The organism is Paenibacillus piri (assembly GCF_004354045.1).
Lineage (GTDB): Bacteria > Bacillota > Bacilli > Paenibacillales > NBRC-103111 > Paenibacillus_S > Paenibacillus_S piri.
The window spans coordinates 137,946-155,793 of the sequence record NZ_SMRT01000015.1 but is presented as its reverse complement, the minus strand read 5'-3'; the positions used below and the strand labels follow the sequence as shown (position 1 = coordinate 155,793).

The 17,848-nt window shown below is 45.0% G+C and carries 19 protein-coding genes; 7 read left to right on the top strand and 12 right to left on the bottom strand.

All coding sequences use genetic code 11. From position 1 onward, the window contains the following. Positions 1 to 139 precede the first annotated feature (139 nt). Positions 140 to 1,615 (top strand): MFS transporter, encoded by a 1,476-nt coding sequence (locus tag E1757_RS25975; protein WP_165972298.1) that lies wholly within the window; start codon positions 140 to 142, stop codon positions 1,613 to 1,615. A 400-nt stretch (positions 1,616 to 2,015) separates the two neighbouring features. Here E1757_RS25975 and E1757_RS25970 read toward each other — a convergent pair whose 3' ends face one another. Together E1757_RS25970 and E1757_RS25965 are read right to left on the bottom strand one after the other, a co-directional pair. Beyond that, positions 2,016 to 3,608: a response regulator transcription factor gene (locus E1757_RS25970; RefSeq protein ID WP_133233666.1), complete on the bottom strand. Its 1,593-nt coding sequence runs from the start codon at positions 3,606 to 3,608 to the stop codon at positions 2,016 to 2,018. Next, positions 3,605 to 5,059, bottom strand: coding sequence for a sensor histidine kinase (locus E1757_RS25965; protein ID WP_165972297.1), 1,455 nt, complete (start codon positions 5,057 to 5,059; stop codon positions 3,605 to 3,607). The genes E1757_RS25970 and E1757_RS25965 overlap by 4 nt, the downstream gene beginning before the upstream one ends. A 504-nt stretch (positions 5,060 to 5,563) precedes the next feature. Here E1757_RS25965 and E1757_RS25960 point away from each other — a divergent pair. The 4 genes from E1757_RS25960 (at position 5,564) to E1757_RS25945 (ending at position 9,916) form a co-directional block, all read left to right on the top strand. Next, positions 5,564 to 6,904 (top strand): ABC transporter substrate-binding protein, encoded by a 1,341-nt coding sequence (locus E1757_RS25960; protein WP_165972296.1) that lies wholly within the window; start codon positions 5,564 to 5,566, stop codon positions 6,902 to 6,904. A gap of 77 nt (positions 6,905 to 6,981) precedes the next feature. Then, complete coding sequence (locus E1757_RS36635; protein WP_165972295.1) at positions 6,982 to 7,884, top strand: ABC transporter permease subunit; 903 nt, start codon at positions 6,982 to 6,984, stop codon at positions 7,882 to 7,884. Position 7,885: 1 nt separating this feature from the next. Beyond that, on the top strand, positions 7,886 to 8,716 hold the full coding sequence (locus E1757_RS25950; RefSeq protein WP_133233657.1) for a carbohydrate ABC transporter permease: 831 nt from the start codon (positions 7,886 to 7,888) through the stop codon (positions 8,714 to 8,716). A gap of 45 nt (positions 8,717 to 8,761) precedes the next feature. After that, on the top strand, positions 8,762 to 9,916 hold the full coding sequence (locus tag E1757_RS25945; RefSeq protein ID WP_165972294.1) for an alpha/beta hydrolase family protein: 1,155 nt from the start codon (positions 8,762 to 8,764) through the stop codon (positions 9,914 to 9,916). 270 nt (positions 9,917 to 10,186) lie between these two features. Here the strand turns inward: E1757_RS25945 and E1757_RS25940 are convergent, their stop codons facing one another. The 3 genes from E1757_RS25940 to E1757_RS25930 form a co-directional block, all read right to left on the bottom strand. Beyond that, positions 10,187 to 10,513, bottom strand: a complete 327-nt coding sequence (locus E1757_RS25940; protein WP_133233653.1) for a hypothetical protein — start codon at positions 10,511 to 10,513, stop codon at positions 10,187 to 10,189. Continuing rightward, positions 10,506 to 11,171, bottom strand: coding sequence for a hypothetical protein (locus E1757_RS25935; RefSeq protein WP_133233651.1), 666 nt, complete (start codon positions 11,169 to 11,171; stop codon positions 10,506 to 10,508). The genes E1757_RS25940 and E1757_RS25935 overlap by 8 nt, the downstream gene beginning before the upstream one ends. Before the next feature lie 134 nt (positions 11,172 to 11,305). Further along, the gene (locus tag E1757_RS25930; protein ID WP_133233649.1) at positions 11,306 to 11,662 is read right to left on the bottom strand and encodes a hypothetical protein; all 357 of its coding nucleotides are present in this window, start codon (positions 11,660 to 11,662) and stop codon (positions 11,306 to 11,308) included. A gap of 151 nt (positions 11,663 to 11,813) precedes the next feature. Here E1757_RS25930 and E1757_RS25925 point away from each other — a divergent pair, with 151 nt between their 5' ends. Continuing rightward, positions 11,814 to 12,167 carry a hypothetical protein gene (locus E1757_RS25925; protein ID WP_133233647.1) on the top strand — a complete coding sequence of 118 codons (354 nt, stop codon included), beginning with the start codon at positions 11,814 to 11,816 and terminating at the stop codon, positions 12,165 to 12,167. Between the two features lie 445 nt (positions 12,168 to 12,612). On the opposite strand, the gene E1757_RS25920 is transcribed toward E1757_RS25925, so the two are convergent. The 7 genes from E1757_RS25920 to E1757_RS25890 form a co-directional block, all read right to left on the bottom strand. Next, positions 12,613 to 13,362 carry an SDR family NAD(P)-dependent oxidoreductase gene (locus E1757_RS25920; RefSeq protein ID WP_133233645.1) on the bottom strand — a complete coding sequence of 250 codons (750 nt, stop codon included), beginning with the start codon at positions 13,360 to 13,362 and terminating at the stop codon, positions 12,613 to 12,615. 22 nt (positions 13,363 to 13,384) lie between these two features. Beyond that, positions 13,385 to 13,816, bottom strand: a complete 432-nt coding sequence (locus E1757_RS25915; protein ID WP_133233643.1) for a MarR family winged helix-turn-helix transcriptional regulator — start codon at positions 13,814 to 13,816, stop codon at positions 13,385 to 13,387. Positions 13,817 to 13,935: 119 nt separating this feature from the next. Further along, positions 13,936 to 14,583 carry a DsbA family oxidoreductase gene (locus E1757_RS25910; RefSeq protein ID WP_133233641.1) on the bottom strand — a complete coding sequence of 216 codons (648 nt, stop codon included), beginning with the start codon at positions 14,581 to 14,583 and terminating at the stop codon, positions 13,936 to 13,938. Between the two features lie 65 nt (positions 14,584 to 14,648). Further along, positions 14,649 to 15,074 carry a MarR family winged helix-turn-helix transcriptional regulator gene (locus tag E1757_RS25905; protein ID WP_133233639.1) on the bottom strand — a complete coding sequence of 142 codons (426 nt, stop codon included), beginning with the start codon at positions 15,072 to 15,074 and terminating at the stop codon, positions 14,649 to 14,651. Between the two features lie 461 nt (positions 15,075 to 15,535). Further along, on the bottom strand, positions 15,536 to 15,739 hold the full coding sequence (locus tag E1757_RS25900; RefSeq protein WP_133233637.1) for a hypothetical protein: 204 nt from the start codon (positions 15,737 to 15,739) through the stop codon (positions 15,536 to 15,538). 186 nt (positions 15,740 to 15,925) lie between these two features. Next, complete coding sequence (locus tag E1757_RS25895; RefSeq protein ID WP_133233635.1) at positions 15,926 to 16,384, bottom strand: DUF4871 domain-containing protein; 459 nt, start codon at positions 16,382 to 16,384, stop codon at positions 15,926 to 15,928. Between the two features lie 163 nt (positions 16,385 to 16,547). Beyond that, positions 16,548 to 17,057 carry a CBO0543 family protein gene (locus tag E1757_RS25890; protein WP_246079503.1) on the bottom strand — a complete coding sequence of 170 codons (510 nt, stop codon included), beginning with the start codon at positions 17,055 to 17,057 and terminating at the stop codon, positions 16,548 to 16,550. A gap of 277 nt (positions 17,058 to 17,334) precedes the next feature. On the opposite strand from E1757_RS25890, the gene E1757_RS25885 reads away from it, so the two are divergent. After that, on the top strand, positions 17,335 to 17,814 hold the full coding sequence (locus tag E1757_RS25885; RefSeq protein WP_342774597.1) for a ribonuclease H-like YkuK family protein: 480 nt from the start codon (positions 17,335 to 17,337) through the stop codon (positions 17,812 to 17,814). Positions 17,815 to 17,848 lie beyond the last annotated feature (34 nt).

The window sequence follows — 17,848 nt, the reverse complement described above, 5'->3', positions numbered from 1 at the left end:
GCCTGGACCGTTTGGACGAGCCGCCCAAACGGCCCAGGCCAAAAGGGGAAAATGTATGTTTTCAGATTACACTTTTTATTCCCCTTTTTCCAGCTACAATAAAATGAAAATGACAAATCCGCCAAGGAGGCTGCAGCTTATGGCCACAACCTCAACTACCGAACCCGGCTTATCCCCATCGGACGGAGGCAAGCAGGTCCGCATATTGGCTTGGGTAACGGCTATTTGTCTGCTCGGCGACTCCATGTACTATATCGTGCTTCCTTTATATTGGCGGCAATTCGGTCTGGACTCGCTGTGGCAGGTCGGATTTCTGTTGTCCATTAACCGCTTCGTCAGGCTGCCGCTCAATCCGCTGATGGGCTGGCTGTACAGCCGGATAAGCAAGCGCGCCGGCGTTATGCTGGCCGTTGTGCTGGCCTGTCTGACCACGATCGGCTACGGCTGCTTATCCGGCTTTGCGGCGCTGCTGGTGGCGAGAGCCCTGTGGGGGGCCGCCTGGTCGCTGCTGCGCATCGGCGGATATTTGACGGTGCTGGAAACCTCGACCGGCCATAACCGCGGGAAGCTGCTCGGCAGCTACAACGGCATCATCGCCTTCGGCAGCCTGATCGGCATGCTCGCCGGCGGCTTGCTCGCGGACGCGATCGGCGCCCGCCCGGTCGCGCTGCTGCTCGGCGCCGTCAGTATTGCCGGCATTCCATATGCCTGGAAATACGTTCCCGGCGCAACCGGTAACCGCGACCCTGGCGCCTCTGTACAAGGGTCTTCAGCCGGACCCGGACCAAGCGGTACCGGCGGCCGTGAAGACCAACGCGGAGCTGCCGGAGCAGGTGCCCCGGACGTTCCCGCTCCAAATGCGGGAAGCCAGGACGCCGTCTCCGCCATGAAAGCTGACGGCGGAAGCCGTAACGCCGCGTCCGCAGCCGCCGCTCCCGTCCAATACAACCAAGGCAAAGGCAGCCGAAGCCGGAGCTGGACGGAAGGCTTGATGGCCATGCGCCCTTCCGCATGGCTCGTACTGGCCTCGGGTACCGGCATGGCGATCGTGTTCTACGGCGCCTATCTTGCCACGCTGAGCGCCGTCATCGAGGCTCATCTGCCGGGGCCGAACGGCACGATAACGCTGCTCGGCGTCACGCTCGGCGCCGCCTCTGCCGCCGGCATCGTCCAGGCCGTGCGCTGGGCCTGGTCGCCATATTTGTCGCCGCGGATCGGCGCATGGTCCGACGGCCCGCTCGGCCGGAAGCCGCTTTACGCCGCCTCGCTCGTCGTCGCGGCCGCGGCTCTGGCGCTGCTGCCGCTGAAGCTGCCGTTTGCGGCTTGGCTCGCGCTGCTGCTGCTCGCGCAGCTGGCGAACACCGCAATCGTCACGCTCTCCGACGCGCTGGCGGCCGATGAAGCGACAGGCCCATCGCGCGTCGCTTACATGACGACCTACACGACGGTCGTCGATGTCGGAGCCGCGATCGGCCCGCTGCTCGGCTTCGCGCTGCTCGATAGGATCGGGCTCGTCGGGCTGTATGGAGCATGCGCCGCACTGCTGCTTTTGTTCGCTGCGGCATGGGCCGCATTATTTATGCGCGTCCGCGACCGCGCATCCTATCGCTCATGAAATAATGGGACATTCATCTGGCCTCATCTGTTTCGCAAGAACGAAGCTCTCCAGTACTTGGTCATCTTTTTTGGCCGGAATCAGCATCCTGATGGTTTTATTGTAAAATACATCGAATCGATATACAGTATATATCGATTCGATGTATTTTAATGTTGAAAGAGAGACTGTCGATTAATAGGGATAAAGGCTTGGAGAATGGCTTAAGGGCGAGTTTTTTAATAAAACGTGTTTGAGCTTCGAAGTCATCTCCAAAGCCTGTTCCCTTCTTTTAATCGACAGTCTCAAAGAGTTGCTATTACGGATCAAAGACGTTTAAAGTTGTCATAATTCCAGTGGAGAAGCTTGAGGGGCTTCAGAACTTTAATTCGAGCCCGGGAAAGGACATTGTAGACGTTCGCTATTTGTTCATATTTCTGTATACTATTGGCGATACTCCTGTAATTTGCTTGAATTTCCTGTAAAAATAATTCGGATCCAAAAAACCGACACGGACGGCGATATCTGCGGCTTTCAAATACGTAGTCTCCAATAACTCTTTTGCCTTGTTGATTCGAATCTTATTGAGGTAATCACTAAAATATTCCCCGGTTTGCTCCTTAAACAACCGTCCAAGATAGATGTTATTCAAATGAAATTCGTCGGCTAATATCTGTACGGATAGCTGTTGATCATAATGCTCCAAAACATATTGTTTGATTTGATCGATGATTGTCATTTTAGGGCTCTTCAGTTGTCCTTGGCAGATTTCTTCCGCCTGGATTAATACATTATAAATGATCCCTTTCAGCTCTTGAGCGGAGCCGCAGTTTACGATATCTGCAACATGCCGTACTTTCATAAACGGTTTCATATCCGGTATTTTCCCGTTTCTGACATTTTGCTTTATCCAGACTAACCATTCCATAGCGATATATTTGCCGGCTGCCAACGGCTTCGGTTGCGTTTGAACCCAACGAAAATCCCGTTCGATGAAGTCGTTCCAAATTTCTCTGTTTCCAGCCAGAACGGCATGAAGAATAGAATCACGGCATGATAAGCTGGGAAACTCCTCTTCAGGGAAAGGATAAACGAGCTGCATATGTTGTTCGTCCAGGCATACAGCAAAGTCCGAGTAATTCATATAATCTTGTAAAGACAATGCATCTTGATAAGAGAAATGAACATGATGAATTTGTGTGCGCAATTTTCCAAGAGTGCAATACCATGGTGATTTGAGCATGGAGGAATACTGCATGCATAGCTGATTCAATAAATTGTAGTTTTGCTCGACAAACAAATGCTCTTGTTCGCCGTACCCTCCCAATATGCACACAATATGCCTGTCGTTGTTCAGGAAGGCATACCCTCTTTGCAGCTTGTCCAGATGTTCTTCCATAATGTTTAGGATTGCAAAAGAGCGGAAATTGATTTCCTCGGCGGAAAGAGTCCCCTCTTGAGGCTGATGCCAGGTGATGACGCATACTTGGTAAAAGTCGGCGTTCATAAAATCGATTTTAAGCAGATCAAGCTTCTCCCTCAATTGATTCGGATCGATGCGATTTTCAACCCAGCGAAGAAATACGTTATTTTTTAACAGTTGAAAAGATTCTCTGTTCATTTGATCGCGTATGAAGTCGTTTTCAATTTGTTGGCAGCATGTCTTCATGATTTCCTTTAATTCTTCCGGATCTATAGGCTTAAGCAGGTAGTCTTCGACTTGATATTTCATAGCCTGACGAACATACTGATAATCATCGTATCCGCTGATAACGACGATTTTCGTGCCGGAATTCCCGGCCCGAATATTTTCTATCAACTCCAGTCCGTCATTGTGCGGCATTCGAATATCGGTTAACACGATATGCGGATCGGTTTCGCGGAATAGATCCAATGCCTCTAACCCATTCCGAGCCTCCGCTGCAATTTCGATGCCAAGCTCATGCCAATCAATAATGCACTTCAAACCTTCCCTGATTAATCCGTCATCTTCTGCTATCAGAAGTTTGATCATCTTGATTGCACCTGCCTTTTTGTTTTAACTGCCGGAAGTCTCAAAGACACACAAAAACCGTTTTCGGAAAACACCGGCTCGACTTGCAAGCCATAATCATGACCAAAATAAGATTTGATTCTCTCATGTATATTTTTCAATCCCAGATGGTCGTTATGGAAATGTTCGGATGTCTGCAATTTTTTTTGCAAGCTCGCCTGCTCATCTTCGGACAAGCGAAGTCCGTTGTTATATATTTCAATGACCAGATGGTCTTGCCGGTAAATGGTCAGGCGAATGAACGGATTTTCGACATTTTCCAGTTTTCCGTGAATAATCGCATTTTCAATGATGGGCTGCAAAATAAATTTAAGCACCTTGTACTCAGCCACATCCAATTTGCTGTCCACCCTAAGCTCAATCGGATTCGATTTCCCTAACATCAATAGCTCCAGATAATACTCCGTATGAGTGATTTCTTCCTCAATAGGGATCAGGTCGTTGTCCGATTTTAGAAGCCAGCGGTACAGGCGGCCGAGCGAGTATAATTTATTGCTTAAAAAAGGCTGCTGGCGAGCAATCGCATACATTCGTAATGATTCCAAGGTGTTGTACAAAAAATGGGGGTTAATCTGCATCTTCAAAGCGTAATATTCCGCGTTGCGCTTTTGAATATCCGCGATGTAAACTTTGTCGATATATTTTTGCAGCTCCGCTGTCATTTGATTAAATCGGGCTGCAAGGTCCGAAATTTCGTCTTTGCCTCCTACTTCCACCGGTCCGGTAAAAGGATCCGTCTGCACTTTTTTGAAATGCCGGGTAAGCTTGTGTATGCGGGTGACCACTATTTTTTGAATCAAATAAATGGAAATCAGTGAAATGCACCATACCGTTCCCAAAATGAGAATGGAGACGAAGGTAACAGTATTCAGACGCGCGCGTATCGCATTTTTATTTTTATAACCGGTGACCTGAAACTGGTAATCGTTATAATCCGGAGTTTTCGCTTGATGAACCAGAAACCCCGTTTGCTCCTGCTCGTCCATCCGATCGGATAGCGAGCTGTCCAGCATCGTCCAATTTTGTTTTTTTAAATCAAGTCGATAATCCAAGGTCGGATCTTCATGGAATGTATGAAAAATCGACGCATTGTCCAAAATCATCATAAAATATCCCAATACATCATTCTTATCGATATGATCCAAATCCATAATAGGGCTGATTACATAAATATTCGATGAAGCTTGATCTTTAAAAATACCTTCTTTCAAACCTATAAACGGAAAAGAATAGCTTTTGGGAAAATGTGAAAAAAACGAGTGGAAATCCATTTGGGGATTAAATTGATCGTCGCCTTTTGAACCTGCAAAAATTTGCTCGTCTTCCAGACGGTATAGCACATATCCCAATGCTCCGGGATTACGCTTTAACATAGTTTCGATCAAATCGGAAAAATAAATCGATTCGAGCATATGTTTTTTTTCTTCCCCGGGACCGGGAACGTTATTTGGCAAGAAGTACTGATTAATCCCGATCAATTGGGGGTTGGATGGATAGAGAGAAATATTCTCCCTTTTAAATTGAACAACACTTTCATGGAGCAAATCTCTTGCGTTGTCTGTACGTGCAACCAATAACTCCTGTTCTTTCTCCTCCAGAAGCAAATAAAAGCTGTGATATGTAACAAACCCCAGTACCGAAAAGAGCATAAGCAAAGACAGGCCTATAGCAAATATCAATTTGCGGAAAATAAATCGTTCAAAGTGTTTCCTGTACAATCTGGAAAACATAATCGATATCCCCCGGGTTTAATAAGTCCAGTATATCTCAAATAAATACGGTGGAAATAGTTACAATTCGGTATTTATAATCTAAGAGTAGATTCAATTCTAATCTGTGATGGAGGAGGAAGTCAATCATCTGTTGTTCAGTTTGATGGTTTTTCCAACTACTTATTTTGGGGGAGCAGAATGAACATGAAAACACGTCCACTCGTATTTACGTTATTGATCGTCTTGTGCTTAGGCTTGCTTGTTGCCGGTTGCGGTAATTCGGGATTAACCGGACAACCAAACACGAATGAACGAAAAGGAGACAAAGAAAAAATCAAAATTCATGTGACAGACGGGTTCAACACCCTGCCTTCGAAACAATTTTGGAAGATGTTCGAACAAAAATTTGCTGAAAAATATCCCAAGTATAACCTGGTTTTAGAAAATATACCGGCATCCGATTCGCCCGAGCAATTTTACAAAACCAAATTGGCAGCCGGCGAATTTCCGGATGTAGCCAAAGTTTTTCAGCCGGCACTGTTGATCGATGCCGACGTCATTCAAGAAATTCCGCAAGATCTGCAGAATACCTTGATCGATCCGGAGTTTGGCCGGATCAACGGCAAACTGTATACAATGCCGCAGCATCAAGGAGCGTTAGGCATGTGGTACAATAAAGAAATTTTCAAAAAAGCCGGTATTGAAAAGCTGCCGGAAACTTGGGACGAATTTATCGCGGCATGCAAAAAAATACAGGCGATCGGCATCGAACCGATAGGCATGTCTGTAAAAAGCGGATTCTTTATTGCAGGACATTTTGCTTTCCTGTGGGCGCCTGCTACGTATGGTCCCGAACCGAACTGGCCGAAGCTAAGAACGGAAGGAAAAGTAAAGTTTAACAATCCCGTTACCAGGAGAGCTCTGGAACAATTGAAGGAATCGATGCCATACTGGCAGAAAGGCGCTTTAAGTGCAACTGCCGATCAGGTCAAAGGGTTATTTTTTTCCGGCAAAGTAGCGATTATGGCCAATGGCGGAATTTATAACGCTGCGGAAGTAAATACGGGGGAGCTGAAAGCCGGCTTTGAAATCGGGTATCTGACTCCACCGCAAGATAAAGCTGAGACTAGAAAAATCAATACTTACAGAGACAACATGTGGGTGATCAACAAAAATGCAAGCGGTGAAAAATTGCAGGCAGTCGCGGACTTCTTGAAGTTTTTCTATTCCAAAGAAATTTACGAGCAATTTTTAAATGCTAACGCTGTGATGCCGACCGTTAAAGGTTTCGAAAATTATAAACCGGCTATGGAGAATCCGACAGCGGCCAAAATGGTCGCAGAGATTAGGGCGGCAATGGACAAGCACGGAACCGTAGCTCATGCTCATGCAGCCCAAGGAGATAACATTTGGCCTCAAGGCGCCAGAGAAATGTCGGAAAAGATCGTCCAAGAGCTCGCTGCAGGCAACGATAATCTCGATCAATTGATGAATCTATTTGATGAGCAATGGGATAAAGGCGTGCAACAAATGAAAAAGAAGTAAGTTAAGGATTGCGATATTGCAGTCGGATCCTCGCATTCGATTGCAGTATCCATTTCCAATGGCTTGGAGGAATAAGGGTGAACACACGAAAAAAAGCAACCTTTAAATATCATTTAACCTCATTTACTTTTTATGGCACCTCATTGGTTCTTTACTCGTTATTTTTTGCTATTCCAGCCGTTTTGGGGTTTCTCTACAGCTTCACTTCATGGAATGGAATCAGCTCGGAAATCCATTTTGTGGGATTGCAAAACTATAAAGAGGTATTTACCGATAGAAGATTTTATAATTCAATCTGGAATACGTTAGTCATCACTTTTATACAAGTTTTTTTCTTTAATTTTGTTGCATTGCTGTTAGCCGTATTCTTGGAAAAATCAAAAATCCCGCAAATCAAACGTGTTCTACGGGGGCTTTATTTTTTCCCATACATCATCAGTTACGTGATAGTAGCCGTGATTTGGAATTACATGCTGAATTACCGGGAAGGCGTTATTAACATCATACTGGAAAAAATCGGGCTCGGATTTTTGGCTGTCGACTGGCTGGGTTCGCCGAGTCTCGTCATTTTCACGATGGCAGGAATTAATATATGGGCCTTTATCGGTTTTTATCTGGTAATCTACATGGCAGCTTTGCAAACCATCCCATCTTCTTTGTACGAGTCGAGCTATATTGACGGCGCCGGGGCTTTTCAGGCATTCAGGCATATCACATTTCCTTTGGTCGCGCCGGCTTTCACCGTGAATGCGATTATTTCAGTAGCGTGGGGATTGAATACCTTCGAGCCGGCACTCATTTTAACCCAGGGAGGTCCGGGATTTGCTTCCGAAACGATATCTTACTATATATACTGGGCAGGATTCCTCGGATCCCGGCAAGGTTACGGTACAGCCATATCGTTCGTGTTATTTCTGGCTATATTGCTGATCTCTTTCGTTCAGGTAAAACTTCTGAGAAAAAGGGAAGTGGAGTATTAAGATGGGTCATAGTATAAAAAAATTTTTCCAAGTCGATCTCGTTTTTTTGATTCTTGCCGTTATATACGTTTTTCCTTTATATATCGTGGTTGTCAATTCGTTTAAATCGTATCAGGAAGCTCTCGTCAACCCTTATTTTCTTCCCGAAAAATGGGGCTTGGACAACTTTATAAAAGTGATTGAAGAAACTTATTTTTTAGAAGCTTTAAAAAACAGTCTGATCACTACTGTTATTGTAGTATCTTTTTTGGTCATCTTTTCATCCATGACAGCCTATGCCTTGATCAGAAGATCGTCTGGAATTAACGGATTTCTGTATTTATTTTTTATTGCCGGAGTATTGATCCCGTTCCAAATCTATATGATTCCTTTAGTCAAGCTATTAAGTATATTGGGAATATTAAGAACTCCGTTAGCATTAATGCTTACCTTTATCGCCCAATTTACCTCTCTCTCCGTCTTTTTATACACGGCATTTATGAAAACGATCCCTAAAGAGATTGAAGAAGCCGCATTTATGGACGGTTGCGGACCGTACCGGACTTACTTTAATATGGTATTTCCGTTATTGAAGCCTTGTACGGCCAGCGTCATCATTTTTTTCAGTATTAATGTTTGGAACTCGTTTATTCAGCCGATGGCCATCTTGGGTACAACCCGATGGAAAATATTATTCGTAGAAATTTATTCATTTGTCCAAAACGATTTTTTTCAACAATGGCACATGACCTTCGCTGCTTGTTTCCTATCTCTGCTGCCGATCACTATTCTCTATCTGTTTATGCAAAATTTGATTATCGGCGGGCTTGCAGGCGGAGCGGTAAAAGGTTAAATCTTTATGAAAACGGGACTCCGTGACGAAGGAGCTAATAAAATAATGGATGGCTTAAAAAATGATATAAGCAATTTTTATACGTTTCTGACAGCATACAGCGGGAAGCAAAAAAAGACGCTTTCTTTTTTTTCCGATTCATGGGCTGACTTCGAACAATGGAAAACGATAGCCAAATCGCATCTATTTAAGCTTCTGAATTATTTTCCCGAGCCGGCACCGTTAGATGCCAAAGTATTGAATGTATTTGAAAAAGCAGATTTTATCCAGGAAGAGATCGAATTCAGCACGGCAAAAAACGTAAGAGTAAGAGGAACTCTGCTTATTCCCAGAGGGAACGGAAAGACATTTCCGGCGATTATCGGAATCCACGATCATGGGGGGTTCTATTACCTGGGAAGAGAAAAAATAATAGCTCAGGAAGAAGAGTCTGATCTCTTAAAGAACTTTAAAAAGACATATTACGGCGGTCGTTCTTGGGCAAATGAAATGGTCAAAAAAGGATATATTGTACTAAGTATTGACGGGTTCTATTTTGGCTCGAGAAAACTTGACATCAATCATTTAACGGATGAGGCGCTGGAAAATTGCCCGTACAAGCTGAACGGTTTGACGCCGGGCACGGATGAATATATCAATACGTACAATAAAATGTGCGGTTACTTCGAATCTTTGCTCGTGAAACACATCTTTATTTCCGGAACAACGTGGCCCGGAATATTATTTCATGACGATAGAGCATGTGTCGATTACTTATATACCAGAAAAGAAGTGGATATCGAAAGAATCGGCTGCTGCGGTCTATCCATCGGAGGTTTCAGGGCGGCGCATCTGGCGGCGCTTGATTCAAGAATAAAATGTACGGTGGTTGCCGGCTGGATGACCTCCTATCATTCCTTGCAATGGAACCGTTTAAGAAACCATACCTATATGGTTTATATTCCCAATTTAACCTCCTCCTTAGATTTGCCGGACGTAGTAACTCTAACTGCACCCAATCCTTTATTTATTCAACAATGCTCCGAAGATCACTTATTTCATTTGGATGGAATGCATGAGGCCAATGCCCAGATCGAAAAAGTTTATCAAAGGCTGGGACATTCGGGAAAATTAAAAAGTCAATTTTACAGCAACCCGCATGAGTTTAATGTGAACATGCAGGAAGACGCATTCTCCTGGTTTGATCAATGGATGAAGTAGTCATACGGTTTCTTAAGTTCACGTTTTCTTCCATATTCTTCGCCATCGACTGCATTTACCAGTATAGCTTGCAATACAATTACGAAAAAGAGGGGATCTCCGCCCCTCTTTGCTTATTCCGCCAACATATCTCCGATTTAATTTGTCCCTCCGCACTTCACAGCGAACAGCGCTCCACATGTGTGGATTGAGCATTATTGACAACAACTAAATGGATGTGGATGTGGCAGTGTTCACCTAAAAGCCTACACATAAAAATTGCTATGATGTTTAGATTTGCCGAAACTGCTTATACCAATCTTCAACTTGTTTATATGTACTTTCAATTTTATTTTTGAACTTCTCGTTAATTTCTTCTTTAGTGTTGAAGCCGTACTCTTCATAACAATCCTTCAATAAGCTTTTCACTTCGTCAAGGCGGTCATCGTACAACAGAGAAATGAGTTTCTGAGTAATGTTATCATGTTCGTTTTCTGGAGCACCTCCGGCTACTAAGCCCAAAGGGTCAAAAGAGTTAACAATAACTCTTAATTCTAAAAAGTGACTCTCGTATTGTTTACTTATTTGTTTTTTATAATTTCGATTTAATTCAGTCATTGCACTCCCCCATTAGGTGTTGGGATAATATAGATGTATCAACTAAATCAAAATAGTTTTTCTCAATTATTAACACACCTTGAATAAATTTCTTTACTAAGAACTTGTCGTTTAACACTTCCTCAAATCGACTAAACGCTTCAGGCAATAAAATGCTGAATGGTTCCGTCGATGGCTGTTGGCCATTCAAGAGTTTCTTATAACTTGTTGGTGCACCTAACTCATGATATGTCTGAATTGTGTTAACTCCAAATGAGTTCCATATCTTAACAGCAAGACTAAGGAGAGGTAATAGCTTCGAACTGTTGTACCTCAATAATTCATCATCCAAGAAAATATCATCTTCAGGGACAATCAGATGTAAAATAATTTCGTTAGATTGGTACATCCAAAATAAACGAAGATGGCTGTATAAATCAGAATCAAGGAGAATTTGTTTATAATCATGCTTTACATGCTGGTCAAATCCTAGATTGAATTTCTTAGAAAGAAGGGAGGTATTCCAACTTATTATTTCTTCGAGCGTATTGTTTTCTGACATCCAATAACCTGATTTAAAAGGAAAGTAACTAAATATTGTGTTGTAAATCTCGTCTACAAAATCCTGTGTAAAACTTGAATATGGAAATGAATAATGTACTGAAAAATATGGTGGCATCGAAGCAACTCCCATTTATTCGTTTTCTCTTAGTTAGTATTTTGTTTTTAACAATGAAATTCCTCTTTTTGGGACGAGAAGTTTCTAATGTATCTAGAAAAGCCCACCATGAATGGCGGACTTTATCTTCTTATTCAGTCTTTTTTGCCATGATATCGACGGCTTGCCAATAATACTGTACGTACATTTTTCAGTTTATCACTATCGAGTTCCCTTCTTATTTCAGCGTATATCGCTGCCACTTCTTCTTCAACTGCTTCAGACTGGTCATCACTAATCCGATGTAACAAGCCGTATCCTTGAATCTGGCGCTTATTTTGTAGCGCTTCCCTCAAAATAGTAAATTGCTCATATGTCATTTTCCCATTATCGTTCTTAGTGATGTATTTGAATAACTCTGTATAATCCTCATCACGGAATTTATCAATCATGCAGGAGTAACCAAGTTCAATAGATTCTATATTTTTAAGGTTCGCAACTTGTCCGTTCATCAACAAGAACCAAATTTTCTGAATTAGGATTTCTTCTACACAAAATTTCCTCGATACCCTACCACGTTTAAGGGAATATATATTCCATATAGCTTTATCCGATAAGAAATTATTTTGACATATCAATAAACAATGCATGTGAGGGTGGTACTTGTCACCTTTATATGTAATCTCCAGTGACCGTAACCCGACAATTGGCATCATCCGAAGGATTAAGTATAAGGAAATCTACGATGAGACAATCATTGAAATCACGAGAGAGCAGGAAGCATTAAAGTCTTGCGCCGCGGAGTTAGAAAAGTTGTTATCAAATGAAGAATCCTCGACTCAGTACATGCAATCTTTTCAAAGTGAGTTAAGCAAGTTTGTCAAACTGGATGTTCCTGACGAAGAAACGCTACGAGATATCCTACATAACTTGATAAGAAAGATTGAAATTAATGCAGATGGTGAGATCACTATCAACTACAACTTTATGAATCCTTTAACAGGATTTTTGTCTTAATCTTTTCGCACCATCAATATTACAGATTCCACATGCCGGGTGTCAGGGAACATCGCTTTCATTCCACTCAATCGAACAGGTATACCAATTATGATGCTACCACCATGATGGACCTTGAGACACATCCCGCGGTTCTTCCGTTTTCAACTCCACAGGTACGCTAAAAACGAGCCTGTTTCCTTTTCAGGGGAACCGGCTCGTTCGAGTTTACCAACAAATTGTTATTCAGAATATCAATCCGACAGCCCTACCTCTGTCATACGCCAGCGAATGAACAAAGGTCATGTGGAAAGGAAAGCCTCGGCTTTGGAAAAAGGGGCCATTGCCTTTACGAGGGCTGAAAAACCGAGATGTTGAACAAACAGCAATTTACCAAAAACAACTGCTCTTTGTATTAAGAAGTTTATCGTATCTATAGACCCCTCTCACACGGTACTCCCACTTGTTAAACCATATCTTTCCCGCCATTGACCGGAACATAGGACCCCGTAATAAACCCGGACTGTTCGCTCGCATATAACGCGATAGCTTTGGCGATATCTTCGGGCTGGGCTATTCTTCTTACCGGGGTCGCCGCCACAATCGCCGCGCTCATCTTCTCGAGCTGCGCTCTGGAAGCTTCCGTTTGTACCGCTCCCGGTGATATGACATTTGCTGTAATGCCGAATTCGCCGAACTCTTGCGCGATAAATTTCGCAAATTGGACAAGCGCCGCTTTCGCCGTTCCATGTGCCATGAAGCCTATTCCCGGATTTTTAGCAACTCCGCTCGCGACATAGACGATGCGTCCATACCCGTTTTGCTTCATAATCGGCAAGATCGCTTGCGATAAATTGTACGCAGCCTGAATTTCCCGATTCAGCTTTTGCGATAATTCCGGCCAGGTCAAGTCAAGGAAAGGCTTGACCGCAAACGGGATATGAGCGTTGCTGACCATAATGTCGATTTGCCCCCACCGGTCGACGATCTCGTCGGTTATCCGCGCCACCTGATCGGCCTCGCAGACGTCTCCCTGGACTTTTACCGCTTCGCCGCCTTGACGTAAAATGTCGCTTACTACCCGCTCGGCACTTTCTTGACCGGACAAGTAGTTCACCGCCACTTTAATGCCGCTAGCGGCCAACTCTTTTGCTGTCGCCGCGCCGATTCCCCGTCCAGCCCCGGTAATAAGGGCCACTTTTGCTGCAGTCTTCATACAACCCCTCCTTTTCTTCATTTTATTTAAGCTCATCAATCAGCTTATTTAACAACCGGGAAAATGTCCCTAGCTCTTCTTCCGTAAATGCGCTTAACAATTTCCCGTCCATTTCCGTGCGCATCTCTTCCAACTGTTCCAAACGTGCATAGCCAAGCTTCGTCAATTCTACGTAAACGTAACGTTTATCGCCCGGCTTCTGATACGTAAGTACAAGCCCCGATGCTTTCATCCGTTCGACCATTTTCGTTATGTTTTGCTTGGTAACCATTGTATCTTTGGTCAAATCGCCCAGAGACGTTTTTCCCGGCTGAGCGATTGCCCCGAGTATCAGCCACTGCTGTACGCTCGTAAGCTCGCACTTGGACGCTAATTTGCCCCCCCATCTCGAAAGCAAATTCGACGCTTTAAACGTATCCATGATAATATCCAAATTGGGTTCCTGCTTCATCATAGGTTCACTTGTCCCACTATTTAGTCAACTAGTTTACTATTTATTATAGGCGATTGGAAAGCTCAAGTAAACAGGCCGTTAACGATTATCTATAGCTCAACCTCCGTTCCATCCCTAACTCACAGGCAATTCCCGTCGATTCCACAGCTTCCGCCTTCCGGATGGTCCGCTGCTTCCAACTCTTTTAGAATGGCTTTCTCCAGAGTCTCTTTTCGGTTAAAGCCTTGGAGTACCTGGCTGCCAATGATATAAGTGGGTACCGCTCTAACTTTGCTTTCATAATAAGCATGATGCAATGCTTTCTGGTGGGCTTCCCGGTAGCGTCTTGTTTCCAATGCGTGTCTGAACGCGATTTCATCAAGCCCGAGTTCGGCGGCTAATGCCGTCAATACAAGCACATTGCCGATGTCTTTTCCTTCCTGGTAATAGGCGTTAAAGACGCGATGAATGTATGCTCCTCCCTTCCCCTGCTCCTTGGCATATTGATATCCCTCAAAGGCCAGGTGCGTATAAGGATTGGGAGAAACCGGGGGCAAATTCATGGTAACGCCAAGTTCTTCTGCAATGGGAAAAATAACACGTTTAATCCCGCCCGACTTCACCGGGTCGTTTAAAATATCGACTGTGGGACCCGGACTGGGACTCAGTTCGTACGGCATCCACTCAATCTCCGCGTCTTTGCCCTGTACAGCCTCTTCTAATGAAATCTTCCCGACAAAACACCACGCGCAAACAAAATCGGAATAGGCTTTAATTTTCAAAGTCATTGTAATTCCTCCTCGCTTTTAAATTGTTTGTACAATCAAATGTTTTTAAAAAAACAAATGATGACTCATTCAACTTCTTCCAGTTGGTTGCTCACTTCGTAAAGGCGAAGCGAAAGTTCGTCCCCTCCTTCTCCCATGATAGCCGAGTACCGGTCCCGCAATTGATGCCAGCACTGGTGAATAACTTCTTCCAGCGCCTTGCCTTTCTCGGTGACATGAATCAGCGACAGCCGGCCGTCCATCCGATTATACAGCAAGCCCTTGGCTACGAGCTTCTCAATGACGCGCGTCACCGTGGAGGGCTGGAGATGAAGGTACTGACCCAACTCCTTTTGAGAGATACCATCCTTCTCATAGACCGCCATAAGCAAAAAGGCGGCGGTGGGAGACAATCCGGTTACGATAAACGCATCCTCCGCCATCTTGGTGAGGACTCTGCCGAGACGATTGGCCGTGAAGTATAAGCACTCTTTAAAGTAAATTTCCAGCATGACGATACCTCATTTTCTGGTGGAGCTTCAAATTGTTTGTTCATACAAATATAATCTGTTTTCCGAATGTTGTAAAGGGGGGCCGGCTCTATTGGGTGCAAGTAATATGAAATAATGCTAAAGATCCAAATTTAATTCATCCTTAAGAAAGTCGGCGTTTGCTATGTTCATTATATTTTTCTCCTGTCTGTAATCCCACCCGCTTCGTATGGCATATTTTATCCGATTACGACTTTATCGGGTTAAGACCCCCACCTCTAAGGTGGGCCTTGAATCAGGTGGGGTAGAGTCCCCATCTGATTCCCCGATGTTCAGCAATGCTGAACGAGTTCACTAATTTGGCACAGACGCGCGGCTTATGAAGATTCGTGCCCCAATTGTAGCCGTTTCATCGACTCGCCATGCTTGCTCGTTCAAACAAAAAAACCGGTCCCCGGTATGCCTATGCCATTGCACAGGGCTCACCTTCCGACCAGTTCGTTAATTTTCTTCAATGAGAAGCCCGTCCGCTCCGCAATATCCATGATATTGGCCCCCGGGTTCGCCTGAAGCAACGCTTTTACCGTATGGCTGTCCTCAATATGCCGCCTTAAACAGCCGGAGCACATGGAGCCGGCAGCCTGCCGCTGTAATTTCCCGCAGCCGCTGCAGTTCGAAACGTTCATACACCCACCGCCTGATTGCCGTTATGCCGGCCATGCACCCACTTCCGCGGACTGCTGTCCGTTATCAGACGAATTCGTACCGGACTTCATATTAACGGGGGTTGTACTTAACGATTTCACCAATATTTTTCCGCTTGCGTTCAAAAGGCTGTCTTACCGGCCACCTTAACAAGACGGGGTCCCGTTTTATTTGACATCGACCACAATGCTACCCACCTGTTGTCCGTCGACGACCGCCTCCAGCTTCCACAAGCCTTTCGTCGGAAGCGCCAGCGTCGAAAAAGCTCTGGCCGCACGAGCCGTCCCGCCTATGTTCCGGTTCGGCACGCCTATCTCGCCTTCATACAGCAAGTGACTTTGACCTGACTTCCAATTAATTCCTTTTACTTGAAAAGGCTTGCCGAACAGCGATTGCGGGTCTGTCCAAAAAAACCATGAATACCGCTCCTGCTTCTTCACGTTAAAAGGGGCATCCGTAATAGCCAGACGGCCTTCTTCCCCGCGCAAGGTCATCGAAAAATACGAAAAGACGGGGCTTTCCTCCCAATGACTGCCGCGTGTCTGGGACAGCTGGTGCTCGCTATACCAAAACCCGATGGAAAGTAATAGAATAAGTCCGCCAAGAGCCGTCAGTTTTTTGATCATTAAGGCCTGCCCCCCATGCTATCGGTAATCCGTTTCAATCCTTCCCATGATTTAAATATACCAGAACGGTCGGCGGTTGTCCTAACGAAAATCGTTATGCCAGCGGTTTAAATGGTATCCAGGCGGGTAAAAATTGTAATCAGTGCGAATGAACGGCGGGGCTTCATCCGGTCCTTTGCTCAGTAGGCACATGAACCGGTACCTGAAACAGCCAGAGCAGGGTAACGCAAATGATAACGGACGTTCCATAAGCCGCCAAAGGATGTTTGTGATGAAAGATGAGCATAGGAAACATGACGCAATCGAACATAACCGACCAGCCCAGACTCCAGCCGTGCCGATATTCGATCCGGTCCGCCAGCATGTACACATATTCCATAATGGCATAGATAGCTATCCATACGGTAATATGGATGTACTGCCGCCTTCTCTTGCCGGGAAATCGGGAGATAAACAATAACGCCGTTGCGGGAAACGTAATAAAGGTATATATTAGTTCCGTTGTCGTATGATTGAGGTAAAAATCCGGCTTGAACCGCCACAAAAAATAATTGGTCGTAAAAAACTGGTATAACAGATTTCCGACAGCCATAAAAAGCATCGCCGGATGATACAGCTTCCAATGCCTCCAATCCCCCAGACACCAAACAGACAGCAAGCTTATAACCGCCATCGCAATATGCATCCCTTTATCAGCCTCTCGAGTCCGTAATCACATCATTCCCATTTTTTACATATTTTGTAAAAAATAATCATGCCCTATTTATATTTCGTCATTTTCCTGCTAAAAGATGGCTCGGACCTGCTGCGCTCACAACGTCTTGAACATGCATCCGGCATGCATGTCTCCGGTTCGAATCGTGCGCCGGACGGTTTGACGCCTAAATTTTGCAATTTTACGTAAACTGGATATAGGGAGTCTTTTATACTTTGTGAAGGAGTTGATCAAGATGATGCAATTTATAAGCCCGACCCTAGGCGCCGTTTCCCTTGAGACGATGGTTAGCCAACTTCGCGCTTATGCGGAGCAGGAACCTGATGCTGCCTACAAGCTGGTCATCGGCACCGACTCCCATACGACAAAATCGCGGACGACCTTGGTTACTGCCGTCATCATTCACCGCGTCGGCAGCGGCGCAAGGTTTTTTTACCGCAAGCTGAACAGCCGGCCGCTGCACGACCTGCGTACGCGAATTTACCGGGAAACCGAGCTGAGCCTGCAGCTGGTCGAGCAGCTTAACCGCGAAAACGGCATCAGCGACTTAACCTCCGAGTGGCCGTTGGAAATTCATATCGATATCGGCAGCAAAGGGGATACAAAGGTGCTGATCCAGGAAATATGCGGCTGGGTTACCTCGGTAGGCTACGAGGCCCGCATCAAGCCGCTGTCGTTCGGTGCGAGCTCGGTCGCGGACCGTTTTGCGGAATAGACGGCGCAGCAGCTTCGCATCGCGCGGCGCGTTG

Excerpts from the sequence above, each read along its gene's own strand:
- E1757_RS25930 (WP_133233649.1), bottom strand. The coding sequence starts at position 11,662 with ATGAACGGACAAGTTGCGAACCTTAAAAATATAGAATCTATTGAACTT.
- E1757_RS25905 (WP_133233639.1), bottom strand. The coding sequence starts at position 15,074 with ATGCTGGAAATTTACTTTAAAGAGTGCTTATACTTCACGGCCAATCGT.
- E1757_RS25945 (WP_165972294.1), top strand. The coding sequence starts at position 8,762 with ATGGATGGCTTAAAAAATGATATAAGCAATTTTTATACGTTTCTGACA.
- E1757_RS25885 (WP_342774597.1), top strand. The coding sequence starts at position 17,335 with ATGATGCAATTTATAAGCCCGACCCTAGGCGCCGTTTCCCTTGAGACG.
- E1757_RS25890 (WP_246079503.1), bottom strand. The coding sequence starts at position 17,057 with ATGGCGGTTATAAGCTTGCTGTCTGTTTGGTGTCTGGGGGATTGGAGG.
- E1757_RS25910 (WP_133233641.1), bottom strand. The coding sequence starts at position 14,583 with ATGACTTTGAAAATTAAAGCCTATTCCGATTTTGTTTGCGCGTGGTGT.
- E1757_RS25920 (WP_133233645.1), bottom strand. The coding sequence starts at position 13,362 with ATGAAGACTGCAGCAAAAGTGGCCCTTATTACCGGGGCTGGACGGGGA.
- E1757_RS25975 (WP_165972298.1), top strand. The coding sequence starts at position 140 with ATGGCCACAACCTCAACTACCGAACCCGGCTTATCCCCATCGGACGGA.
- E1757_RS25960 (WP_165972296.1), top strand. The coding sequence starts at position 5,564 with ATGAAAACACGTCCACTCGTATTTACGTTATTGATCGTCTTGTGCTTA.
- E1757_RS25900 (WP_133233637.1), bottom strand. The coding sequence starts at position 15,739 with ATGAACGTTTCGAACTGCAGCGGCTGCGGGAAATTACAGCGGCAGGCT.
- E1757_RS25965 (WP_165972297.1), bottom strand. The coding sequence starts at position 5,059 with ATGCTCGAATCGATTTATTTTTCCGATTTGATCGAAACTATGTTAAAG.
- E1757_RS25915 (WP_133233643.1), bottom strand. The coding sequence starts at position 13,816 with ATGATGAAGCAGGAACCCAATTTGGATATTATCATGGATACGTTTAAA.
- E1757_RS25935 (WP_133233651.1), bottom strand. The coding sequence starts at position 11,171 with ATGCCACCATATTTTTCAGTACATTATTCATTTCCATATTCAAGTTTT.
- E1757_RS25970 (WP_133233666.1), bottom strand. The coding sequence starts at position 3,608 with ATGATCAAACTTCTGATAGCAGAAGATGACGGATTAATCAGGGAAGGT.
- E1757_RS25940 (WP_133233653.1), bottom strand. The coding sequence starts at position 10,513 with ATGACTGAATTAAATCGAAATTATAAAAAACAAATAAGTAAACAATAC.
- E1757_RS25895 (WP_133233635.1), bottom strand. The coding sequence starts at position 16,384 with ATGATCAAAAAACTGACGGCTCTTGGCGGACTTATTCTATTACTTTCC.
- E1757_RS25950 (WP_133233657.1), top strand. The coding sequence starts at position 7,886 with ATGGGTCATAGTATAAAAAAATTTTTCCAAGTCGATCTCGTTTTTTTG.